Origin of the sequence: Sphingomonas sp. PAMC26645, from assembly GCF_004795835.1 — a bacterium.
Taxonomy (GTDB): Bacteria; Pseudomonadota; Alphaproteobacteria; order Sphingomonadales; family Sphingomonadaceae; genus Sphingomonas.
The window spans coordinates 1,658,527-1,680,861 of the sequence record NZ_CP039249.1 but is presented as its reverse complement, the minus strand read 5'-3'; the positions used below and the strand labels follow the sequence as shown (position 1 = coordinate 1,680,861).

Sequence of the window (22,335 nt, the reverse complement as noted above, 5' to 3'; positions counted from 1 at the left end):
TGACCGCAAGCTACTAAAAATAGCGAACCTGATGTCACGAGCGCCCCGCTCTTAAGCACGCGGGAGTTGTCCGACGAACTTCTCGAACAGGTACAAGCTGTCCTGCGGCCCCGGGCTAGCCTCCGGATGATACTGTACGGAAAACGCGGGCTTGTCGGTCAGTTCCAGCCCAGCGTTCGACCCGTCGAACAGCGACACATGCGTCTCGCGGACGTTCGCCGGCAGGCTGTCGCGCTCGACTGCGAATCCGTGGTTCATGCTGGTGATCTCGACCGCGCCGTCGGACAGGCGCTTGACCGGATGGTTGGCGCCGCGGTGGCCCTGGAACATCTTGGTCGTGGTCGCGCCGACCGCGAGGCCGAGCAACTGGTGGCCGAGGCAGATGCCGAACAGCGGCTTGCCCGTCTCCAGTAGCTGGCGGATCACCGGCACCGCGTATTCGGCGGTCGCGGCGGGATCGCCGGGGCCGTTCGACAGGAAGATGCCGTCGGGGGCGAGCGCCATCACGTCGTCGAAACTCGCGGTGGCGCTGACGACCGAGACTTTCGCGCCGGCCGCGACGAGGTTGCGGAAGATGTTGCGCTTCGAGCCATAATCGATCGCGACGACGTGGGGGCGCGTCTTCTGCTCCCCTCCCGCATCGCGGGAGGGGTTGGGGGAGGGCATGGCCTCAGGCGGGGTCGGCGCTGATTGGCCAGCCCCTCCCCCGACCCCTCCCGCTTGCGGGAGGGGAGCAGAAGCGCCCTCTGCTGCTTGCGAGCTGTCCCCATAGCCGAAGCCCAGCTTCCAGACACCGCCGGGCGCATCCTCACCCCAGCCATAATGCATCTCGGTCGACACGTCCTTGGCGAGGTCCATGCCCTCAAGCCCCGGCCACGCGCGCGCCATCGCCAGCAACGCAGCCACGTCGAACTCGCCGCTCGCCGAATGCGCGATCACGCCGTTAGGCACGCCCGCCACCCGGATCCGCCGCGTCAGCGCACGCGTGTCGACGCCCGACAGACCGATCCGCGCATGCCGCTTCATCCAGCCATCCAGCCCCTCGACCGCGCGGAAGCTCGACGGCTGCGTCACGTCCTCGCGGACGATGATGCCGAGCGCATGCGGGTCGTCCGCCTCGACGTCGTCGGGGTTCGCGCCGACATTGCCGATGTGCGGGAAGGTGAAGCAGATCATCTGCCCGGCGAACGACGGGTCGGTCAGCACCTCCTGATAGCCGGTCATCGCGGTGTGGAAGCACACTTCGCCGACCGCACTGCCCTCTGCGCCGAACCCGCGACCCCAGATCACGTCGCCATTGGCGAGGACGAGGACGCCTGTTGCACCGGCAGGCATGGCTATAGGCTGGGCGTCGGCCATCAGGCTGGGCACTCTCTTTACGTTGACGATGTCGCTAAGTGGTGTCCGCTAAGGCCGGCGTGCCGCAGCGTCAATCTGTTAAACGGACGGCGGACGCGCTATCCCGTCGGGCTACGCACGAACCACCTGAAAGACCAGTACATGATTCGCGACGACATCAAGGCTGCGCAGCTGACCGCCATGAAGGCCGGCGACAAGCAGAGCCGCAACGCTATCTCGTTGATCCAGGCCGCGATCAAGAACCGCGACATCGAAGCGCGCACCGGAAAGGCGCCCGAGAGCGACGACGCGCTGGTGGTCGAAGTGCTCCAGAAGATGGTGAAGCAGCGCCGCGAGTCGATCGAGATGTTTACCAAGGGCGGCCGCCAGGAACTCGCCGATGCGGAGACCGCCGAGGTCGCGGTGATCGAACGCTTCCTCCCCCAGCAGATGAGTGAGGCGGAAACATCGGCGGCGATCGAGGCGATCAAGGCGGAACTCGGCGCGACCGGCATGAAGGACATGGGCCGCGTGATGGCGGAGCTGAAAGCACGCCACGCAAGCGAGCTGGACATGAGCAAGGCAAGCGGCCTGGTAAAGGTAGCGCTGTCGTAAATTCTGCTCCCCTCCCGCCTGCGGGAGGGGTCGGGGGAGGGCTTGGTCGCAAAGGGAACGGAGCATTGGAACAACGCACCCAAATCCGAGACCTCCGCGCCCACCCCACGCGGGCCGAAAGCGCGCTATGGCAGCATCTGGCCGCGCGTCGGACTTCCGGCGTGAGGTTCAACCGCCAAGTCCCGATCGGCCCGTTCATCTGTGACTTCGTTTCCCGCGCAACGAAGCTCGTGATCGAGGTCGACGGCGGACAGCATGACTGGCACTCCGACGATGACGCCCGGCGCACGCGCTTCATCGAACAGCAAGGCTACCGTGTGATCCGGTTCTGGAACAACGACGTGCTGGAGCGGACGGAGGGCGTGGTGGCCGAGATCGGGCGCGTGCTTGCGGAACGCCCCTCCCCTAACCCCTCCCGCAAGCGGAAGGGGGACTTGGTTGCGTCCGGTGATAGCCCTGCCCCCCTTCTGCTCCCCTCCCGCCTGCGGGAGGGGTCGGGGGAGGGCAGCGCCGCAAACACCCCCACCAAAGTTACCCCATGGCGCTAACCCCACAATTCCTCGACGAACTCCGCGCCCGCACCTCGCTCTCGGCGCTCGTCGGCAAGACCACCAAGCTCACCAAGGCCGGGCGCGAGCACAAGGGCTGCTGCCCGTTCCACAACGAGAAGACGCCCTCGTTCTACGTCAACGACGACAAGGGCTTCTACCATTGCTTCGGCTGCTCCGCGCACGGCGACGCGATCAAGTGGATGACCGACCAGCGCGGTCTCCCTTTCATGGACGCGGTGAAGGAGCTCGCGCAGGCCGCCGGGATGGACATGCCGGCGATGGACCGCCAGTCCGCCGCCAAGGCCGAGCGCGCCAAGGGCCTGCACGAGGTCATGTCGGACGCCGCCGACTGGTTCACGGAACAACTCAACGGCCTCCCCGGCACCGACGCGCGCGCGCTCCTCGACCGCCGCGGGATCAGGCCCGAGACGGCGCGCGCGTTCGGCATGGGGTTCGCCCCGGACTCACGCGGCAAGCTCAAGACCGCGCTGAAGGAGTACGGCGACCCCATGCTGGTCGAGTCCGGCATGCTCATCAATGTCGAGGGCAAGGACCCGTACGACCGGTTCCGCGGCCGCCTGATGATCCCGATCCGCGACCCCCGCGGGCGGACGATCGCGTTCGGCGGGCGCGTGCTCGACGGCGGCGAGCCGAAATACCTCAACTCCCCCGACACGCCGCTCTTCGACAAGGGCCGCACGCTCTACAATCTCGACAAGGCCGCCCCCGCCTCGCGCAAGTCCGGCCGCGTTCTGGTGGTCGAAGGCTATATGGACGTCATCGCGCTCGCCCAGGCCGGTTTCGGCGAAGCGGTCGCCCCGCTCGGCACGGCATTGACCGAAGCGCAGCTCGAGCGACTGTGGCGGATGGTCGACGTCCCCCTGCTCTGCTTCGACGGCGACGGCGCCGGCCAGAAGGCGTCGCTCCGGGCCGCCCACCGCGCGCTCCCGCTACTGGCGCCCAGCCGCAGCCTCGCCTTCGTCACGCTCCCGCAAGGCCAGGACCCCGACGACCTCGTCCGCGCCGGCGGTCCCGCCGCCTTCGAGGCGTTGCTGAAAACCCCCGAACAGCTCGTCGACCGGCTCTGGGCGTCCGAAGTCGCCGCCGAGGCGCTCGACACCCCCGAACAGCGCGCCGGCCTCAAGCGCCGCCTCCACGAACTCGCGGAAGGCATCGCCGACCCGTCGGTGAAGCAGCAATATCACGCCGAGTTCAAGAACCGCTTCTACGAGCATTTCAAACCCGTCCGCGCGCCCTTCGTCCCCCGCGGTGAACGCCCGAAAGGCGGCTGGAAGCCCCCCGCCGCGCCCGTCACCGAAGACGCGAAGGCCTTCCTCGCCACCGGCATCGACCGCGTCCTGGCGAAGGCCGTCCTCGCCGGCCTGATCCGCCACCCGGTCGAGATCGCGCGCCACATGGAGGTGCTAGGCTCGCTGCAAATGATCGACGGCGCGCTCGGGCGATTGTTCGAAGCGGTCGTAGATGTTGCACTTGAGGACCAGAAGCTTGATAGCGGGCGCTTGCTCACCATATTGGCGAGGTCCGGTTTCAATTCAGTCGCGAGTGACCTGTTGAGAGCCGATACGATGCCCTATTCGTTCACGCAGACCACGGCCGATCCAGCCCGCGTCCGTGCCGACCTCGACGAGGCGATCGCGATCATGGTCGCCCGCCCTGAGGTAGACGCGGCACTCAAGCAGGCGACCGCGGCGATGCAGACGCACTTCACCGAAGATGCGTTCGAACGACAAGTGGCTATGGTAAGAGAGAAACAGGCGTTGGAAGTCCGACTTGCAAATCTTGTACAGTCGAACGAAGACGCCCGAGCGTTGGGTACCGAGGGCGATTGATGGCTAAGGCGAACATGGCGGAACCCGCCGAGACGAACGAAACCGGCGATGCGCCGCTGATCGACATGAACGATGCGTCGATCAAGAAGGTCATCGCGCGCGCCAAGAAGCGCGGCTACATCACCTATGAGCAGCTCAACGAAGCGCTGCCGCAGGGCGAGATGTCGTCGGACCAGATCGAGGACATCAGCGCCGCGCTGAGCGAGATGGGCATCAACATCGTCGAGAACGACGAAGCCGGCGAGGACGGCGAGACCGAGCCCGCCAAGGACGACGAGGACGAGCCGGAGGCCGCCGACGCGGATGCCGACACAGGCCCCGCGATCGAGAAGAAGAAAGAGACGATCGATCGCACCGACGATCCGGTCCGCATGTACCTGCGCGAGATGGGCGCGGTCGAGCTGCTCAGCCGCGAGGGCGAGATCGCGATCGCCAAGCGCATCGAGGCGGGTCGCGACACGATGATCCTGGGTCTGTGCGAATCGCCGATCACCTTCAACGCGATCATCGACTGGTCGACCGCGCTGAACGAGGGCACGATGCAGCTGCGTGAGATCATGGATCTCGACGCGATGCTGTCGAAGGACCCCGCCCCCGAAGCGATGGCCGAGGACGGCGAAGCCGACGACGGCGAGATCAGCGAAAAGAACGCCGGCCCCTCGTTCAAGGAAGAGGCTGAGCCCGAAGAGCCGTCCGCCGACGAGGACGAGGACGGCGAGCGCCGTGCCCCGCGCGCATCGGACGACGAGGAGGAGGACAACACCCTCAGCCTCGCGCAGATGGAAGAGCAGCTGAAACCAATCGCGCTCGAGCGGTTCGCCAGCATCACCGCGCTCTACAAGAAGTTCAGCAAGATCCAGCAAGCCCGCGTCGACGCGATGGGCATCGGCGGCGATTTCTCGGCGGCCGACGAGCGCAAATACCAGAAGCTGCGCGAGGAACTCACGGCCGAGGTCGAGAGCGTCCAGTTCCACAACGCCAAGATCGAATATCTGGTCGATCAGCTCTATGCCTATAACCGTCGCCTGACCGCGCTGGGCGGCCAGATGCTGCGCCTCGCCGAGCGCCACAAGGTGCCGCGCAAGGACTTCCTTGATCGCTATATCGGTCACGAGATCGACGAGAACTGGCTGACCACGGTCAACAAGGTCGACAAGAAGTGGACCGCGTTCGTTGCGAACGAGGGCGAGGCGGTCGAGCGCATCCGTGCCGAGATCGCCGACATCACGCAGCAGACCGGCATGGCGCTCACCGAGTTCCGCCGGATCGTCAACATGGTCCAGAAGGGCGAGCGCGAGGCGCGTATCGCCAAGAAGGAGATGGTCGAGGCGAACCTGCGGCTGGTGATCTCGATCGCCAAGAAATACACGAACCGCGGCCTGCAGTTCCTGGATCTCATCCAGGAGGGCAATATCGGCCTGATGAAGGCGGTCGACAAGTTCGAGTATCGTCGCGGCTACAAGTTCAGCACCTATGCGACCTGGTGGATCCGCCAGGCGATCACCCGCTCGATCGCGGACCAGGCGCGGACCATCCGCATCCCGGTCCACATGATCGAGACGATCAACAAGCTGGTCCGCACCAGCCGCCAGTTCCTCCACGAGCAGGGCCGCGAACCGACCCCGGAGGAGATGGCCGAGCGCCTCTCCATGCCACTCGAGAAGGTGCGCAAGGTGATGAAGATCGCCAAGGAGCCGATCAGCCTCGAAACGCCGATCGGCGACGAGGAGGATTCGCATCTCGGCGACTTCATCGAGGACAAGAACGCGATCATCCCGGTGGATGCCGCGATCCAGGCGAACTTGAAGGAGACGGTCACGCGGGTGCTGGCGTCGCTCACCCCGCGCGAGGAGCGCGTGCTGCGCATGCGCTTCGGCATCGGCATGAACACCGATCACACGCTCGAGGAAGTCGGCCAGCAGTTCTCGGTGACCCGCGAGCGCATCCGCCAGATCGAGGCGAAGGCGCTGCGGAAGCTGAAGCATCCGTCGCGTAGCCGGAAGATGCGGAGCTTCCTCGACCAGTAAGGGTTTGAGATGCTGATCGAACGAACGGGCCGCGGTGGAAACACCGCGGCCCTTTTTCTTTAGTCGAACCAGGGAGAGATTCGTAGCTTAGTAATTTATGCATCGACGTTCTGCGCGGAGTAGCTGTGAATTTCAGCGGAGAGCGAGAACCACGTTTGTGACGAGATCACTAATTGTATCGTCAATTTGGTGCTGACCAATTACCACCTTGGAAGGATGTGCGGCGGCATTTCTTCTCTTCAACTTTTCTTGCAAAATTTCTGTCTGATTTTTATCAATCAGTCCGCCGACTTGACAGCAATCAACGACGGTGCGCTCGTTCAGCGCAATAAGGTCTTCCTGCCCTTTTACTACGACAGCCTTACCCTGCATCTTTCGCTTTATACCGTCGTTCAGCGCATCGAGGCGGTCCGGGGAAGACACCGCCCATTTGGTCAAGTGATCGTATGCTAGATTCCATGCCATCACTGTTGCCGCACGAAACGCACCGGCTCGGTAGCAGCTTAGCGTCTCATTTAGAAAGATACGCTCATCTATATTTGGAACTTGGGCAGGGAGAGCAGCTAGCGTTTGGGTAATAGCTCGGATAGTTACATCACCATTGAACCGTTTGTCGAAATCTCGACGCAATGTTGCAGCTAGCCGATAACCACCTTTTTCACAGATTAGCTGAGGTGGCTTTTTCGCTGCAAGTCGCGGCAGGTAAACGCTCATATCCGGTGCGTCAGCCCCACTGTCCCGGAAACACTGACGCATGTATGCACCGTCAAAACATGATTTTTGACGGCGCGCTTCAACGAACCACGCCAAGAGCAGCAATTGATCCACCCCGTTTTTCTTATAGAAACCGGGAACTGAGTTAGCGAAATCCTCAATTTCGCTCACGCAGTCTTGCTCAGCTTTTTCGCCTTTGCCAGACCAAGGTGGTTTATTTCAAACTCACCACGCGTCGTGCTGCCCAAGAATTTTTGTTTCTTAAGATACCTAAAGGGCCATCCAAAGTCTTCAATTCCAGCCGGCCATTCTAACGTCCGGTAAGCAGTATAGATGTGGGATGTGGTAACTGCCGATACATCCCTATGGTCTTTGAACCAAGCCGCGATTATCAGATACCGGTCAGGTTCGTTATCAACATCAACATGACGATCTGCGAAATCCTGAAGCGATAATTCCGAGAGGAAATCGAATTCGAGAACATCTGGCGTGGTCGGTTTCCGGACGCGGACGGACGGAGTTCGCTTTGGAGTAGTTGTTGCAACCTCATCCGGCTCAGGCGAAAAATCGTCGTCGGCGTCCTCAACGTCGGTGGATGCCTGCTCGATAAATGTCGCTGAATTGCTTGGTGCAAGGCGCTGCTGAATGATCTGGGTTGTCGGCTTTACCGCGCTTTGAATCGCCGCGAAGATTTGACTCAAGTCGCTTTCCGACCCCTCCGCCTCCAGCATTAGGAAACGTACCTTGGTAACACCCGCTTTCGGTACAGACTGTTTAGCCATCTTCACCCCCGTTTGACGTCAACTTAAGAGGACGATGAACGGAGCGCAACTTATGCGGTGGTGTCGGACTGGTCTCTGAGCGAAAGACTGGAGCGGCCCTTCAGTTTCGTAATCCATATCTCGTAAGGACAGGAATTACAGTCGAAGCTTATCGACAATCCCTCTAAAGCCCCGGCATGCCCCGGGTAATCCTGTTCAACAAACCGTACGACGTCCTCAGCCAGTTCACCGACGTGAACAGTCCGACCCCGCGCGCGACGCTGTCGCAGTTCGTCGATGTGCCGGGCGTCTATCCGGCGGGGCGGCTCGACCGCGATAGCGAAGGGCTGTTGCTGCTGACCGACGACGGCCGCCTCCAGGCGCGGATCGCGGACCCGAAGTTCAAGCTGGCCAAGACCTATCTCGTGCAGGTCGAGGGCGATGCCGGCGAGGACGCGCTCGATCGGTTGCGGGGCGGCGTCCTGCTGAAGGATGGCCCTGCCCGCGCCGACGTCGAGCGGATCGCCACACCCGACCTCTGGCCGCGCGTGCCGCCGATCCGGGTCCGCGCGAGCATCCCCGATTGCTGGCTGAAGATAACGATCCGCGAAGGCCGCAACCGCCAAGTCCGCCGCATGACCGCGGCGATCGACCACCCCACGCTGCGGCTGGTCCGGTGGAGCATCGGCGACTGGACCGTGGCAGGTCTGGAGCCCGGCGCGTGGCGCAACGCCTGACGGGTGCTTGAGGCGGGCTGGCGGGTGCGGGCGGCCATAGGAGGCGCGTACGCTCCATGGGCACGCCCTACAGACGGCAGCGTTCGTGATTACAAGCAGAAGGCCTCCCCACCCACGCCGTCATCCTGACGAAAGTCAGGACCCAGAGCCAAGCAGCATGGCGTTCGTGATCCTGGGTCCTGACTCTCGTCAGGATGACGGAGAAGGGCATGTTCACGCGAAGGCGCTAAGGCGCGAAGAGAAGCAGCTTATTAGCGCACTTGCCCGGTCTTCTCTTCGCGCCTTAGCGCCTTCGCGTGAATCCATTCCTTGAGCTGCGCTCCGTGGCGCAATGTGATCATAAGTCCGGAGGAGAGGGCTCCCCGCCCGCGCGGGGATGTCAGTACGTTGCGTGACGCGCCGAAATTGCATGGTGGTACGACGAAAACTCCCTCCCCTTCAGGGGAGGGTCGGGGTGGGGCAAGTCCACGCGAGCGCGCTCAGCGTGGCAAGGTCCGTACAGCCCAAGCAGGCGGCGATCCCAATCCGCCAGCAAGAGTTGTTTCCCCGCGAAGGCGGGGACCCAGACTGGGCTCCCGCCTTCGCGGGAGAACAAGGAAGCGCAAGTCGCGCCTACGGAGAAATGTGCGCCCCTGTCCGACCAAATCACCGCCCCCATGCTCCGAAGGACAGAGGAGGCGTGCAGGCACCACCACAGCGCCGCCAGCCGACGTGCTAATCCGCTGTCCTACACGCGCCTCGGAGCGCACCCTCAGCGGATGCCCAACCTCGCCTATCCCGCATACATCATCTCGGCCCAAAACGCCCCTATCGGCCCCCATATCGGGCGATGTGTAGAACGCTGTGAGACTGTGAACTTCCGCACTGCAGCATCGGCGCAAGACACTGATTTCAGGCGCACAACGAAAAAGGGCGCGGGGACCATCGCCCCCGCGCCCTTCTCCAACTCCAGCAGGCTCCGATTACTCGGCGGCTGCGGTGCCCTTGGCAGGGCGCATGTCGCGACGCTCGGCGATACGTGCTGCCTTGCCGGTACGGCCACGCAGGTAATACAGCTTGGCGCGACGCACGGCGCCCTTGCGGACGACTTCGATCGAATCGACGTTCGGCGAGTAGAGCGGGAAGACGCGCTCGACGCCCTCGCCGAAGCTCATCTTCCGCACGGTGAAGTTCGAGCCCATGCCCTTGTTCGAGCGCGCGATGCACACGCCCTCGTAGTTCTGAATACGCGTGCGCTCGCCTTCGACGACCTTCACGCCAACCTTCAGCGTGTCGCCGGGGCGGAAATCGGGGATCGTCTTATTGGCCAGGAACTTCGCGATGTTCTCGGCTTCGATCGTCTGCAACAGGTTCATGTCTCGTCCTCGTGTCGCTGCGCGCCAGAGGGCGACTGGACCCGAACGCCCTCATGGCGCTCCCAAAGGTCCGGTCGCCGTGACCGTGTATCGATCTCCGCGCGGCGTTTGCGCCATGCAGCGATCTTCGCGTGATCCCCCGATCGCAGCACCTGCGGGATCGCGCGCCCTTCCCATATCTGAGGTCGGGTATAGTGCGGATATTCGAGCAGCCCCGTTTCGAAGCTCTCGTCATCCCCACTAGAAGCCGCGCCCATTACGCCGGGCAGCAGCCGAATGCAAGCATCGAGCAGCACCAGCGCGCCCATCTCGCCACCCGACAGAATGTAGTCGCCGATCGAGACCTCCTCGATCTCCCGCGCCTCGAACAGCCGTTCGTCGAACCCCTCGAACCGGCCACAGAGAATGGTAACTCCGGGGCCCTGCGCGAGCTCGCGCACCCGCTCCTGGGTGAGCGGCTTCCCCCGAGGAGTCATCGCCAGCACCGGCCGCCCATCCGTAACGCTGTCGATCGCCGAGGCCACCACGTCAGCCCGCAGCACCATCCCCGCCCCGCCCCCCGCTGGCGTATCATCCACCGACTTGTGCTTGTCGGTAGCAAAGTCCCGGATCTGCACCGGCGAACAAGACCACCGCCCCTCCCCCAGCGCCCGGCCCGCAAGCGACGTCCCCAGCGGCCCCGGAAACATCTCCGGATACAGCGTCAATATCGTGGCAGCGAAAGTCACAGCGTCCAATTCTCTATGCGTTTGCGCCAGCACGTGGCGCCGAATGCGCCCAGCACCTATACGGATCGGAGCGACGGAACAATTACGCTGCCGAAACGCTCGCCGCGGATGGACGATTGCATCATCATCGGCGCCGGCCCGGCAGGCCTGACCGCAGCCATCTATCTCGCCCGGTTCCACCTCTCGATCCGCCTGTTCGATTGCGGCAGCAGTCGCGCCGCGCTGATCCCGTGCACGCACAACCATGCCGGCTATCCCGAAGGCATCCGCGGCACGGACCTGCTAGCACGGATGCTGGCACAGGCGGAGACTTACGGTGCAGTGCGCGAGGGCATGAGGGTCGATGCGATCGAGGTCGACGACGACGGCTTCACCGTACGGCTCGGCGACCGCCGCGCGCGAGCCCGGAGCGTGCTGCTCGCCACCGGAGTCGTGAACAACCGCCCCGACATGCCCGACGCGATCCACGACGAAGCGCTAGAAGCGGGGTTACTCCGCTACTGCCCGATCTGCGACGGCTACGAAGTCACCGACAAGCGCGTAGGCATCATCGGCACCGGCGACCACGGCATGCGCGAGGCCCTGTTCCTGCGCGGTTACACAAAGGACGTGACGCTGATCGCGCCCGAGGGGAGCCACGATCTCGATCCGGCATGCGAAGCGGCGCTAGACGAAGCCGGAATCGTCCGCGTCGGTGGTCCCTGCGGCAACTATGCGATAGAGGCCGACAAGCTGGCGCTCGACACGGTCGAAGGGCGGTTGTCGTTCGACAGCATCTATCCAGCGCTCGGATCTGTCATCCGTTCGGAACTGGCCGTCGCAGCAGGCGCACGCGCATCCGAGGACGGGTGCCTGGAAGTCGACTCGCATCAGCGCACCTCGATCCCCGGCCTGTTCGCAGCCGGAGACGTGGTGAAGGGGCTCGACCAGATCAGTCACGCGATGGGCGAAGCCGGCGTTGCCGCCACGACGATCCGCAACATGCTCGCCGAGCAGCGACCACTGCGGCGATAATCGCTGCTCGACTTGGGAGAACAAGGCTTACTCAGCCGCGAACGAAGCCTCGACGATAAGCCGGTCGGCATCCCATTCGGGAACCGCTTCAGGGCGCATCGGTATCATGAAGCGCTTGCCTGGCTTGTCGTCCACAGCGGGGCGTTCGATCTCGATCACGTCGCCCGCACCGAAATTGTCGATAGCAACGACGCGCCCGATCGCCTCGCCATCGGTCGAGACGACATCGAGCCCAATCACATCCGTGTGATAATATTCGCCGTCTTCCAGCGGCGGCAGCGACGACCGTGGCACCGTCAGCTCGGTTCCGCGCATCGCCTCGGCAGCGTTGCGATCGGCGACCTCGGCGAAGCGCGCGATCATGCCGTTGTTACCGTTGCGCGCGGACTTCAGCGACAGCGCGCCATTGTTGAAGCTCTTATAGCTGCCGAAATTCTCGGCGAAGACCTTGAGCCGCACTTCGCCACCGATGCCGTGCGCACCGATGACGACGGCGAGCGTCACGTCAGCCTTGCGCGGAGCCTTGATCGCGACCGGGAGTGTCGTCGGAGCCTTCGGCGGGGTCGTCGGCGGAGACGCCTTGGTTGGTGGCATCTTCGATGTCCTCGGGTGCGGGGGCTGTGCGGGGGTGGGATTCGGGGGCCATCATGCGCTCCTGTTCGGGGTTACCGAGGAAGAACGCACGAACGGCCGATCGGGTGCGGTTTGCGACCCGTAGTCGGAGCGGAGGTTGCCTCCCGCCCGTCGTCACCCCGGACCTGTTCCGGGGTCCACCGTTCCGCGTACCCCAGTCTATCGGGTCCGCGGACGGGTGGATGCCGGAACAAGCCCGGCATGACGGAGAGGGATAGGACGATCACGCCCTGCCCCACTCCAGAAGCGCTGTCTTACGAAGCGGCTTCTTCGGTCTCGGTAGCAGCAGGAGCTTCTGCTTCGGCAGCAGGTGCAGCCTTCGCAGCGGCCTCAGCCTCGGCAGCTTCAGCCGCCTTGGTCGCACGCTCTTCAGCGCGCTCGGTGGCCTTCTCGCCGGGCTTGCCCTTGTTCGGGTTGTTTCGAGCCGAACGCTCGAGCACGCCAGCCTGGTCGAGGAAGCGCGCGACGCGGTCGGTCGGCTGCGCGCCGACGCTCAGCCAATGCTTCGCGCGGTCGGCGTCGAGCTGCACGCGCTGCTCGTTGTCCTTGGCGAGGAGCGGGTTGTAGTTGCCGATCTTCTCGATGAAGCGGCCATCGCGCGGCGAACGCGCATCGGCAACGACGATCTTGTAGTAAGGACGCTTCTTGGAGCCACCGCGCGCGAGGCGAATGTTGATTGCCATGATATTTTCCTTCGTCTTCTAGATAGAGTCCCCGGCGCGAGCCGAGGTGTCGTGGTTGGATAAGGAGGTTATTTCTTCTTCAGAAAATCGTCGAAACCAGCAGGCATCTGCGGCATCTTGGGGCCACCAAGCCCCGGCAGACCGCCGCCGCCCATACCGCCGCCACCGCCCGGGAGGCCACCAGCGCCAGCCTTGTTGAGCATGTCGCCCATCTGCGGCCCGCCGATCGCATTGCCGATGCCGCCAAGACCGCCGCCCATGCCACCCTTGCCGAGCATCGCCATCATGCCCTTCATGCCGCCCATCTTCTTGATCTTCTTCATGGCGGTCGACATTTCGAGGTGCATCTTGAGCAGCTTGTTGACCTCCTGGACGGTCGTCCCGGAGCCCTTGGCGATGCGGATCTTGCGCTTGGCGTTGATCAGTTCGGGCTTGTTGCGCTCCTTGATCGTCATCGATCCGATCATCGCGTCCATGTGCACCAGCACCTTTTCGCCACCGACCGACGCGACCGCGCCCTGCGCCTTCTTCATGCCGGGGATCATCCCCGCCAACGCGCCGAGCCCGCCCATCCGCTGCATCTGCGCCAGCTGGGCACGCAGGTCGTTCATGTCGAACTGACCCTTGGCCATCTTGGCGGCCATGCGCTCGGCGTCTTCGGCCTGGATCGACTCCGCGGCACGCTCGACCAGGCTGACGACGTCGCCCATGCCGAGGATGCGCCCGGCAACGCGCTCGGGATGAAACGCCTCGAGCGCATCGAGCTTCTCGCCGGTCCCTGCGAACTTGATCGGCTTGCCGGTGACCGCGCGCATCGACAGCGCCGCGCCGCCTCGGGCATCGCCGTCCATCCGGGTCAGCACGATACCCGTCAGCGGCACCTGATCGCTGAAGTTCTGCGCGACGTTGACCGCATCCTGGCCGGTCAGCGAGTCGACGACGAGCAGAATCTCAGCCGGGTTCGCAACGTCGGCGACCGCCTTCATCTCGTCCATCAACGCCTGGTCGACATGGAGTCGACCCGCGGTATCGAGCATCAGGACGTCATAGCCCTGCAGCTTGGCCGCCTGCATCGCGCGACGGGCGATATCGACCGGCTGCTGGCCCTGCACGATCGGCAGAGTCGCGACGTCGATCTGCGTGCCGAGCGTCGCCAGCTGCTCCTGCGCGTTCGGGCGATTGACGTCGAGCGACGCCATCAGCACCTTCTTGCGCTCGCGACCGGCCTGTCCGAAATTGGCCTGCCCCGCCGCCAGCCGCTTGGCGATCTTGGCGGTCGTGGTCGTCTTGCCCGAACCCTGGAGACCGACCATCATGATCACGGCGGGCGGCGTGACACCCAGCTCCAGCTCGACGGCATCCGAGCCGAGCATCTCGACCAGCGCATCGCTGACGATCTTGACGACCTGCTGCCCCGGCGTGACCGAGCGCAGGACGTTCTGGCCGATCGCCTTCTCGGTCGCCTTCTCGACGAACTCGCGCGCGACGGGCAACGCGACGTCGGCTTCGAGCAACGCAACGCGCACCTCGCGCATCGCCGCACGCACGTCCGCTTCGGTCAGCGCACCCCGGCCGCGAAGGCGGTCGAAGACGCCGCCAAGTCGATCGCTCAGGCTTTCGAACATCGAAATACTCCCATACACCGTTACCAAACGCAAAAGCGCCGGCGGGCGAAACCTCGCCGGCCAGCGTGCATCCTTGGATGCTCGTCCAATGCGCCCCGTAACGGAACGTGGCTGGCCCACTACTGGAAACCGGGTGGAAGCGCAAGACTGGTCCCGGCTTGCCCTGATTCCTCCGTCACCCCGGACTTGTTCCGGCATGACGAATGCCCGCAGTCAATCGCGCCCGTGGCTCGCCCCGCCCCGCCTATACGGCTTCTTAACATATCCTACACGTGTCGCATGCCACACCGCCACCCAAGCAAGAGACCGAACAGGCCAACCCCATGACCGTAAAGTCGGCGGCGACATTTTCGCTCCGCAACATCAGTCGGGAATTCATGACCGGCGCCGTAACAGGCGCCGCGCTGCTTCTGTTCGTCGGCACCGCCGGCACTGCCATCGTCAAGGCGCTGGCACATTGGCACGGCAGCGATGCGGTAATCGATCACGGCCTGGTCGCGGCGCTGTTGTTGAATGCGGCGCTGATCCTGTTCGGCTGGTTCCGATATCGGGCACTATCGGAAGAACTGAGCATTCTGTCCGACGCCGGCCGCCATGCCCACGCGCTGGCGCAGCGCGATCCGCTCACCGGCTTCCTCAATCGCCGCAGCTTGTCTGAAGACGGCGCGGCACTGTTCGCCAGTACCCGCCGCCGCGGCAAGGCTATGGCCATGCTGACGATCGACATCGATCACTTCAAGAGCGTCAACGATCTGCACGGCTATGCGGTAGGCGACCTGTTGCTCGCTCATGTCGCGGAAACGATCGCAGCGATCGCGCCCGGTACCAGCCTGCTCGCTCGGCTGGGCGCAGATGAGTTCGCCTGCGCATTCGTCTTCGACTCCGCGCACGAGAACGTCGCCGACCGGATCGCCGAGCGCATGGTCGCTGGCCTCGCCTTGCCGTTCCGCACCAACGGCGTCGATATCCATACCAGCGTCTCGATCGGCATCGCCCGGTCCGATCGCGACTGCGCGTCGGTCGACGCCTTGCTGCGCAACGCCGACATCGCGCTCCACGCGGCCAAGACTGCCGGGCGCAGTCGCCATGCGTGGTTCGACACCTCGATGGAGCGATCGCTGCAACTCCGTGGCGAACTCGAAGCGGGTCTCCGCAGCGCGATCCCGGCGCAGGAGGTCGTTCCGTATTTCGAGCAGCAGGTCGACCTGACTACCGGCCTCATCACCGGTTTCGAGGTGCTGGCGCGCTGGGAACATCCGACGCGCGGCATGATCGCGCCCGACGTGTTCATCCCGATCGCGGAGGAAACCGGGCTGATCGGCGACCTGTCGCTATCGATCATGCGCCAGGCGTTCGCCGCCGCGCGGGATTGGGACGCCGGACTCACCTTATCAGTCAACGTATCGCCGCTGCAGTTGCGCGATGCGTGGCTCGCACAAAAGATCATCAAGACGCTGGTCGAGACGGGCTTTCCCGCCAGCCGGCTCGAGATCGAGATCACCGAGAGCGCGCTGTTCGACAATCTTCCCCTCGCGCAGTCGATCGTGGGCAGCCTGAAGAACCAGGGCATCCGCCTCGCGCTCGACGATTTCGGCACCGGCTATTCGAGCTTGGCGCATCTGCGCGCGCTGCCGTTCGACCGGATCAAGATTGACAAGAGCTTCGTCTCGTCGATCCTGGATAATCCGGAGAGCATGGCGATCGTGAATACGATCGTGCGGCTGGGGGACAGCCTCAACCTGCCGACGACCGCCGAGGGGATCGAGGACGCCGCGATCGAGGAGCGCCTGCGCGGCATGGGATGCGCGAAGGGCCAGGGGTATTTGTACGGGCGACCGCTCGGTGCGGCGCAGGTTCGGCGGCTGCTGGCGGAGAAGCGCTTGCTGGCCCAGCGCCCCGACCGGAGCGTGCCACCACCTCGCGGCATTGCGCCGCGGTTGGCGGGGTAACCGCGAGCGCCGGTATTAGTTGCCTGTCTCTCGCTTCCCAACCTAAACACCACCCCGGCGAAGGCCGGGGCCCAATTGGAAAGGTCGAAGTAACGGCGCGCCGTCCGTCGTTAGCGACGCCTGCCAATTGGACCCGGCCTCCGCCGGGGTGGTATTAGATGGAGGGCGGCTCCCCAATCCGTTCTCCCGCGAAAGCGGGAGCCCAGGGCCAAGCAGCGCACCGGCTGATACCCTGAACTCCTGCGTTCGCAGAAGAACACGGCGTCGAGCACACCCCCAGCAACACCAACCGTGGACTTCCCCCCCCGCCCCTCCTAAATCGCGCGCCATGCCATCTGCCCCGCAGCCAGAGGTCATCAGCCTCGGCTGCCGCCTCAACATCGCCGAAAGCGAGACCATCCGCGCGCTCGTCGCCGGGCGGGACATGGTCGTGGTCAACAGCTGCGCCGTCACCAACGCCGCGGTGAAGGCAACGCGCGTCGCGATCCGCCGCGCCAAACGCGACCGCCCCGAAGCACAAATCGTCGTCACCGGATGTGCTGCGCAGATCGACCCGGCCAGCTTCTCGGCAATGCCCGAAGTCGACCGCGTCATCGGCAATGCGGACAAGCTCACGTCGCAAGCGTGGCAAACCGAAGCCCCGGTCGTCGTCTCCGACATCATGCAGGTCCGCGAGACCGCCCCGCATCTCGCCGCCAGCTTCTCAGCGCACGCCCGCGCGTTCGTGGAAGTCCAGAACGGCTGCGACCACCGCTGCACCTTCTGCGCGATCCCGTTCGGCCGCGGCCCGAGCCGCTCGGTCCCGGCGGGCGCGGTCGTTGACCGGATCGCCGGCCTCGTCGACGCAGGCCACCGCGAGATCGTCCTCACCGGCGTAGACCTCACCAGCTACGGCCCCGACCTCCCCGGCGCGCCCACGCTGGGTCACCTCGTTGAACGCATCCTACATCACGTGCCCGCGCTCGAACGCCTGCGTCTATCCTCGCTCGACGGCATCGAGATCGACGACCGCCTCTTCGCGCTGCTGACGACCGAGCGCCGGATCATGCCGCACGTACACCTCTCATTGCAGGCCGGCGACGACATGATCCTCAAGCGCATGAAGCGCCGCCATTCGCGCGCCGAAAGCGTCGCGCTCGTCGAGCGACTCAAGACCGCCCGCCCCGACATCGCGATCGGCGCGGACCTGATCGCCGGCTTCCCGACCGAGGACGCGGCAATGTTCGCCAACACGCGCGCGCTGATCGACGACTGCCACATCGTCCACCCGCACATCTTCCCCTATTCGCCGCGTGCAGGCACCCCCGCCGCGCGGATGCCGCAGGTCGAGCCCGAAGTCCGCCGCCACCGCGCCGCCCTCCTGCGCGACGCCGGCGAAACGGCGCGAGCGAACTGGCTCCAAACCCTGGTCGGCACGTCGCAGGATCTACTTGTCGAACGCCCCGGCGACCGCGGGCACATCGGCAATTTCGCAGAAGTCATGCTGGACGAACCCGCCATACCCGGCGACATCGTCCGCATCACGATCACCGGCGCCACGGCCGACCGCCTCAGCGCAACACGAGAACCATCATGAGCACCACCCCCACCTGGCACGACAAGCTGATCGGCGGCTTCAAGCGCACCTCCGACCGGCTCGTCGGGAACCTCGCCGGCCTCGGCGGCGCGCGGCTCGACGATTCGACGCTCGACGACATCGAGGAGGCGCTGATCGCGTCCGATCTCGGTCCCGAGACCGCCGGCCGCATCCGCCGCCGCCTGTCCGAAGGCAGCTTCGAGCGCAACATGGAAGAACTCGGCATCCGCGTGATCGTCGCGGAGGAGGTCGAGAAAGTGCTTGCCACGGTCGCCAAGCCGATCGAGATCGACGCGTTCCCGCGTCCGCAGGTGATCCTCGTCATCGGCGTCAACGGCTCGGGCAAAACGACGACCATCGCCAAGCTCGCGCATCTGTTGATGGAGCAGGATTACGGCGTGATGCTGGCCGCGGGCGACACCTTCCGCGCCGCCGCGATCGGCCAGCTCCGCACCTGGGCCGAGCGCGTCGGCGTGCCGATCGTCACCGGCCCCGAGGGCGGCGACGCGGCGGGCGTGGTGTGGGACGCGGTCAAGAAGGCGACCGAGACGGGCATCGACGTACTGATCGTCGATACCGCCGGCCGCCTCCAGAACAAGCGCGAGTTGATGAACGAACTCGCCAAGATCCGCCGCGTGCTGGGTCGCATCAACCCGGAGAGCCCACACGACATTGTCCTCGTGCTCGACGCCACCACCGGCCAGAACGCGCTCCAGCAGATCGAAGTCTTCAAGGAAGTCGCCGGCGTCACCGGCCTCGTCATGACCAAGCTCGACGGTACCGCGCGCGGCGGCGTTCTCGTCGCGGCGGCGGAAAAATACGGCCTGCCGATCCACGCGATCGGCATCGGCGAGGGCATGACGGACCTGCGGCCGTTCGATGCGAACGAGGTGAGCCGGATCATCGCCGGGGTTGAGAGCGTCCGGAAGTAACGCTCGGAATGTCCTTCGATACGCCATCTCGACAAGCTCGACGGCTACTCGGGACGAACGGCGTGGGCTGATAGCTGCCCTCCCGAACCCACCCCGTTCGTGCCGAGTAAGGATCGAGCTTGTCGAGGGCCTGTATCGAGGTACATGCCCGCACGCACCCGCCCCCAGGAAGCGAAAACCCAGTGACCCCAACCAAGCCCCCCCTATCCCCCGGCCTCCGCATGGCGGTCGACTACGGCCCGCTCGCGATATTCTTCGCGGTGAACTTCCTGACCCCCGGCCTGCCGATCGTCCGCGTCGTCGCCGCGACCACCGCGTTCATCATCGCCACGATCGCCGCGATGATCGTGTCGAAGCTCAAGACCGGGCATATCTCGCCGATGCTGTGGCTGTCGGGCGCGCTGATCGTCGTGTTCGGCGGGCTAACGATCTATTTCCACGACCAGCGCTTCATCCAGATGAAGCCGACGATCATCTACGCCATGTTCGCGGCGATCCTGACGTTCGGGCTCGTCACCGGGCGCCCACTGCTCCAGTCGCTGCTCGCCACCGCTTACCCCGGTCTGTCCGCCGATGGCTGGCGCAAGCTGACGCGCAACTGGGCGGTGTTCTTCGTGTTCATGGCGGTGCTGAACGAGGCTGTGTGGCGCAACACGACCTGGGATTTCTGGGTCGGCTTCAAGCTCTGGGGCGCGATCCCGCTGACGCTGCTCTTCGCGTTTGCCAACATTCCGATGCTGCTCAAGCACGGATTGCAAACGGGCGACAGAGCCGTGACCGACCTGCCGCCCGAAGGGTAACTTCTTGTTCTCCCGCGCAGGCGGGATTCCAGACTGGGCCCCCGCCTTCGCGGGGGAACAATCTTAGCTCGGCTCAGCCCGCAACCTTCGCGTAACGCTCACCGACGACGTCCCAGTTCACGATGTCCCACCAGGCCTTCAGATAGCCCGGACGATCGTTCTTGTACGTCAGGTAATAGGCGTGCTCCCAGACGTCGTTGCCGAGCAGCGGCGTGCCGGGCTCCTTGGCGTCGTCCATCAGCGGGTTGTCCTGGTTCGGCGTGCTCGTCACCTTCAGCTTGCCGCTCGCATCCGCGATCAGCCACGCCCAGCCCGAGCCGAACTGCCCCGCACCCTTGGTGTTGAACTCTTCCTTCAGCTTGTCGAGGCCGCCGAAGTCGCGATCGATCGCCTCGGCGAGCTTGCCCGACGGTGCCTGGCCGTTCTTGGCCGCCATCGTCTTCCAGAAGAAGTCGTGGTTCCAGAAACCGCCGCCATTGTTGCGGACCAGCGGCGGCTGCGACGAGATCATGCCGAGGATGTCCTCGATCGACTTGCCCGCCAGCGCGGAATCCTTCTCGACGCCTTCGTTCAGCTTCGCGGTGTACGCCGCGTGATGCTTGTCGTGATGAAACTTCATCGTTTCCTGGTCGATCACCGGCTCGAGCGCGTCATAGGCATACGGCAGCGGTGGGAGTTCGAAAGCCATGGGGGTTCTCCTTTATGGGGTCGGACGCTCAACGCCCGCAGGCTCCAAATGCTCCCGGCGAAGTCGTTACGCAAGCGTACCCCGCGTCTTCGCGAGCGGGATCAGGCGGCGGTCTTGCCGTATTCCTGCCGCGTGACGGGATGGCTCGACGAGAGACCGCCATCGACCGCGATGGCCTGACCGTTGACGTAGCTCGCGTCGTCGGAGGCCAGGAACAGCGCGACCTTGGCGAGCTCCTCGGGCTGCGCGCCACGGTGGAGCGGGTTGAGGCGGCCGACGCGGTCCATCTTGTTCGCCTCGCGCGCGTAGTCGAACACGGGCTTGGTCATGCCGGTTTCCGTCAGGCCGGGGCAGATCGCGTTGACGCGGACGTTCGAGCCGGTGAGTTGTTGCGCCGAGACGGCGGCTAGGTTGATGACGCCGGCCTTCGACGCGGAATAGGCGGGCGAGCCGGCGCCCGAGCGGATCCCGGCGACGCTGGCGGTGAGGACGATCGCGCCCTTCCCTCGCTCGGCGATGCGCGGCGCGGCGTATTTGATCGCGAGGAACGGACCGATCAGGTTGACGCGCAGCACTTCGGTGATGAGCGCGACGTCGGTGTCGAACAGGTTCGCCATGCCGCCCGAAATACCCGCATTGGCGAAGATCACGTCGAGCCCGCCGAAGCTGTCGCAGGCGAGCGCGATCGTGCGGATCACGTCCTCTTCGAGCCCGGCGTCGATGCGGATCGCCTTTGCCGTGCCGCCGGCCTGCGTGATCAGGTGCGCGGTTTCGTCCGCACCCTCGGTCTTGTCGGCGACGACGACCCTGCCCCCTTCGTGCGCGAACAGGAGTGCGGCGGCGCGGCCTATGCCGGAGCCTGCGCCGGTGACGATGATGGATTTGTCCGTGAAGCGCATCGCATGGTCCTTCGGTTAGATCGTGACGCCGCCGTCGATGACCATCGTCTGGCCGGTCATGAAATTGCTTGCCGACGACGCCAGGAAGACGACCGCGCCAGCGATCTCCTCGGGCTCGCCGATCCGGCGGAGCGGCACGCTGGTGTTCGCCGCCTCGATCCGTTGCGGATCCTCCCACAAGGCGCGCGCGAAGTCGGTCTTGATCAGACCGGGCGCGATGCAGTTCACGCGGACGTTGGACGGGCCGAACTCGACGGCGAGGTTGCGGGCGAGCTGCATGTCGGCGGCCTTGCTGATGCAATAGGCACCGATCACCGGCGAGCCGCGCAGGCCGCCGATCGACGAGATGATAATTATGCTGCCACTGCGGCGCTCCAGCATCTCGGGCGCGACCATCTGGATCAGCCAGTGGTTGGAGACGATGTTGTTGTCGAGGATCTTCCGGAACTGGTCGTCGGCGATGCCGGCTTGTGGGCCGTAATAGGGGTTCGAGGCGGCGTTGCAGACGAGGATGTCGATGCGGCCGAACTTGGCGCGGGTCTCGTCGACGAGGTTCTGGAGGCCAGCCTTGTCGGAGATGTTGGCAGCGATGGCGATCGCGGTGCCGTCGCCATGCCTGGCGTTGAGTTCCGCCGCGACGGTGTCGCAGGCGTCCTGCTTGCGGCTTGAGATCACGATCTTCGCGCCGTGCTCGGCCAACTCTCGTGCGGAAGCGAGGCCGATGCCCCGCGACGATCCCGTGACGATGGCGACCATGCCGGTCAGGTCGAACTGCGACATTCTTGCTTCTCCCCTCCCGCATGCGGGAGGGGTCGGGGGTGGGCCCCCGGCCAGCCACAAACGGTATCGGTTATGGTGAG

General features: G+C 64.8%; 21 protein-coding genes. 10 read left to right on the top strand and 11 right to left on the bottom strand.

The annotated features are described in order from the left end of the window. Window positions 1-51: 51 nt before the first annotated feature. Window positions 52-1,359: a glutamine-hydrolyzing carbamoyl-phosphate synthase small subunit gene (gene carA, locus E5673_RS07870; protein ID WP_136189552.1), complete on the bottom strand. Its 1,308-nt coding sequence runs from the start codon at window positions 1,357-1,359 to the stop codon at window positions 52-54. A gap of 141 nt (window positions 1,360-1,500) precedes the next feature. Between carA and E5673_RS07865 the strand changes: the two genes are divergently transcribed. The 4 genes from E5673_RS07865 to rpoD all read left to right on the top strand — a co-directional run bounded on the left by E5673_RS07865 (window position 1,501) and on the right by rpoD (window position 6,381). Continuing rightward, entirely contained in the window at window positions 1,501-1,953 is a 453-nt protein-coding gene (locus tag E5673_RS07865) for a GatB/YqeY domain-containing protein (RefSeq protein WP_136189551.1), read from the top strand. A gap of 65 nt (window positions 1,954-2,018) precedes the next feature. Then, the gene (locus E5673_RS07860; RefSeq protein ID WP_136189550.1) at window positions 2,019-2,501 is read left to right on the top strand and encodes a DUF559 domain-containing protein; all 483 of its coding nucleotides are present in this window, start codon (window positions 2,019-2,021) and stop codon (window positions 2,499-2,501) included. Continuing rightward, window positions 2,492-4,354, top strand: a complete 1,863-nt coding sequence (gene dnaG, locus E5673_RS07855; protein WP_136189549.1) for a DNA primase — start codon at window positions 2,492-2,494, stop codon at window positions 4,352-4,354. Before E5673_RS07860 ends, dnaG begins: the two co-directional genes overlap by 10 nt. Further along, entirely contained in the window at window positions 4,354-6,381 is a 2,028-nt protein-coding gene (gene rpoD, locus E5673_RS07850) for an RNA polymerase sigma factor RpoD (RefSeq protein WP_136189548.1), read from the top strand. Before dnaG ends, rpoD begins: the two co-directional genes overlap by 1 nt. A 132-nt stretch (window positions 6,382-6,513) precedes the next feature. Here rpoD and E5673_RS07845 read toward each other — a convergent pair whose 3' ends face one another. Further along, window positions 6,514-7,266: a hypothetical protein gene (locus E5673_RS07845; protein ID WP_136189547.1), complete on the bottom strand. Its 753-nt coding sequence runs from the start codon at window positions 7,264-7,266 to the stop codon at window positions 6,514-6,516. Beyond that, window positions 7,263-7,877, bottom strand: coding sequence for a hypothetical protein (locus E5673_RS07840; RefSeq protein ID WP_136189546.1), 615 nt, complete (start codon window positions 7,875-7,877; stop codon window positions 7,263-7,265). Before E5673_RS07840 ends, E5673_RS07845 begins: the two co-directional genes overlap by 4 nt. Window positions 7,878-8,053: 176 nt before the next feature. Here E5673_RS07840 and E5673_RS07835 point away from each other — a divergent pair, with 176 nt between their 5' ends. Then, complete coding sequence (locus E5673_RS07835; RefSeq protein ID WP_136189545.1) at window positions 8,054-8,593, top strand: pseudouridine synthase; 540 nt, start codon at window positions 8,054-8,056, stop codon at window positions 8,591-8,593. A 962-nt stretch (window positions 8,594-9,555) separates the two neighbouring features. On the opposite strand, the gene rplS is transcribed toward E5673_RS07835, so the two are convergent. Continuing rightward, window positions 9,556-9,948 carry a 50S ribosomal protein L19 gene (gene rplS / locus E5673_RS07830; RefSeq protein ID WP_031395442.1) on the bottom strand — a complete coding sequence of 131 codons (393 nt, stop codon included), beginning with the start codon at window positions 9,946-9,948 and terminating at the stop codon, window positions 9,556-9,558. Then, window positions 9,945-10,676 (bottom strand): tRNA (guanosine(37)-N1)-methyltransferase TrmD, encoded by a 732-nt coding sequence (trmD, locus tag E5673_RS07825; protein ID WP_136189544.1) that lies wholly within the window; start codon window positions 10,674-10,676, stop codon window positions 9,945-9,947. Before trmD ends, rplS begins: the two co-directional genes overlap by 4 nt. 108 nt (window positions 10,677-10,784) lie before the next feature. Here trmD and E5673_RS07820 point away from each other — a divergent pair, with 108 nt between their 5' ends. Then, window positions 10,785-11,690, top strand: a complete 906-nt coding sequence (locus E5673_RS07820) for an NAD(P)/FAD-dependent oxidoreductase (RefSeq protein ID WP_136189543.1) — start codon at window positions 10,785-10,787, stop codon at window positions 11,688-11,690. Between the two features lie 27 nt (window positions 11,691-11,717). Here E5673_RS07820 and rimM read toward each other — a convergent pair whose 3' ends face one another. The 3 genes from rimM to ffh all read right to left on the bottom strand — a co-directional run bounded on the left by rimM (window position 11,718) and on the right by ffh (window position 14,631). After that, a complete protein-coding gene (rimM, locus tag E5673_RS07815; RefSeq protein ID WP_136189542.1) occupies window positions 11,718-12,284 on the bottom strand; it encodes a ribosome maturation factor RimM in 567 nt (188 codons plus the stop codon). 293 nt (window positions 12,285-12,577) lie between these two features. Further along, window positions 12,578-13,006 carry a 30S ribosomal protein S16 gene (rpsP, locus tag E5673_RS07810; protein ID WP_136189541.1) on the bottom strand — a complete coding sequence of 143 codons (429 nt, stop codon included), beginning with the start codon at window positions 13,004-13,006 and terminating at the stop codon, window positions 12,578-12,580. 68 nt (window positions 13,007-13,074) lie between these two features. Then, a complete protein-coding gene (ffh, locus tag E5673_RS07805; RefSeq protein WP_107952269.1) occupies window positions 13,075-14,631 on the bottom strand; it encodes a signal recognition particle protein in 1,557 nt (518 codons plus the stop codon). A 323-nt stretch (window positions 14,632-14,954) separates the two neighbouring features. On the opposite strand from ffh, the gene E5673_RS07800 reads away from it, so the two are divergent. The 4 genes from E5673_RS07800 to E5673_RS07785 all read left to right on the top strand — a co-directional run bounded on the left by E5673_RS07800 (window position 14,955) and on the right by E5673_RS07785 (window position 19,888). Then, on the top strand, window positions 14,955-16,580 hold the full coding sequence (locus tag E5673_RS07800; RefSeq protein ID WP_136189540.1) for an EAL domain-containing protein: 1,626 nt from the start codon (window positions 14,955-14,957) through the stop codon (window positions 16,578-16,580). Window positions 16,581-16,908: 328 nt separating this feature from the next. Next, window positions 16,909-18,156 carry a tRNA (N(6)-L-threonylcarbamoyladenosine(37)-C(2))-methylthiotransferase MtaB gene (gene mtaB / locus E5673_RS07795; protein WP_136189539.1) on the top strand — a complete coding sequence of 416 codons (1,248 nt, stop codon included), beginning with the start codon at window positions 16,909-16,911 and terminating at the stop codon, window positions 18,154-18,156. After that, complete coding sequence (ftsY, locus tag E5673_RS07790; RefSeq protein ID WP_136189538.1) at window positions 18,153-19,088, top strand: signal recognition particle-docking protein FtsY; 936 nt, start codon at window positions 18,153-18,155, stop codon at window positions 19,086-19,088. The genes mtaB and ftsY overlap by 4 nt, the downstream gene beginning before the upstream one ends. A gap of 182 nt (window positions 19,089-19,270) precedes the next feature. Continuing rightward, window positions 19,271-19,888: a septation protein A gene (locus E5673_RS07785; RefSeq protein ID WP_281727888.1), complete on the top strand. Its 618-nt coding sequence runs from the start codon at window positions 19,271-19,273 to the stop codon at window positions 19,886-19,888. A 73-nt stretch (window positions 19,889-19,961) separates the two neighbouring features. Here the strand turns inward: E5673_RS07785 and E5673_RS07780 are convergent, their stop codons facing one another. The 3 genes from E5673_RS07780 to E5673_RS07770 all read right to left on the bottom strand — a co-directional run bounded on the left by E5673_RS07780 (window position 19,962) and on the right by E5673_RS07770 (window position 22,255). Then, the gene (locus tag E5673_RS07780) at window positions 19,962-20,576 is read right to left on the bottom strand and encodes a superoxide dismutase (protein WP_136189536.1); all 615 of its coding nucleotides are present in this window, start codon (window positions 20,574-20,576) and stop codon (window positions 19,962-19,964) included. A 101-nt stretch (window positions 20,577-20,677) separates the two neighbouring features. Next, entirely contained in the window at window positions 20,678-21,475 is a 798-nt protein-coding gene (locus E5673_RS07775) for an SDR family oxidoreductase (protein WP_136189535.1), read from the bottom strand. 15 nt (window positions 21,476-21,490) lie between these two features. Then, a complete protein-coding gene (locus E5673_RS07770) occupies window positions 21,491-22,255 on the bottom strand; it encodes an SDR family oxidoreductase (RefSeq protein WP_136189534.1) in 765 nt (254 codons plus the stop codon). Window positions 22,256-22,335: the final 80 nt, after the last annotated feature.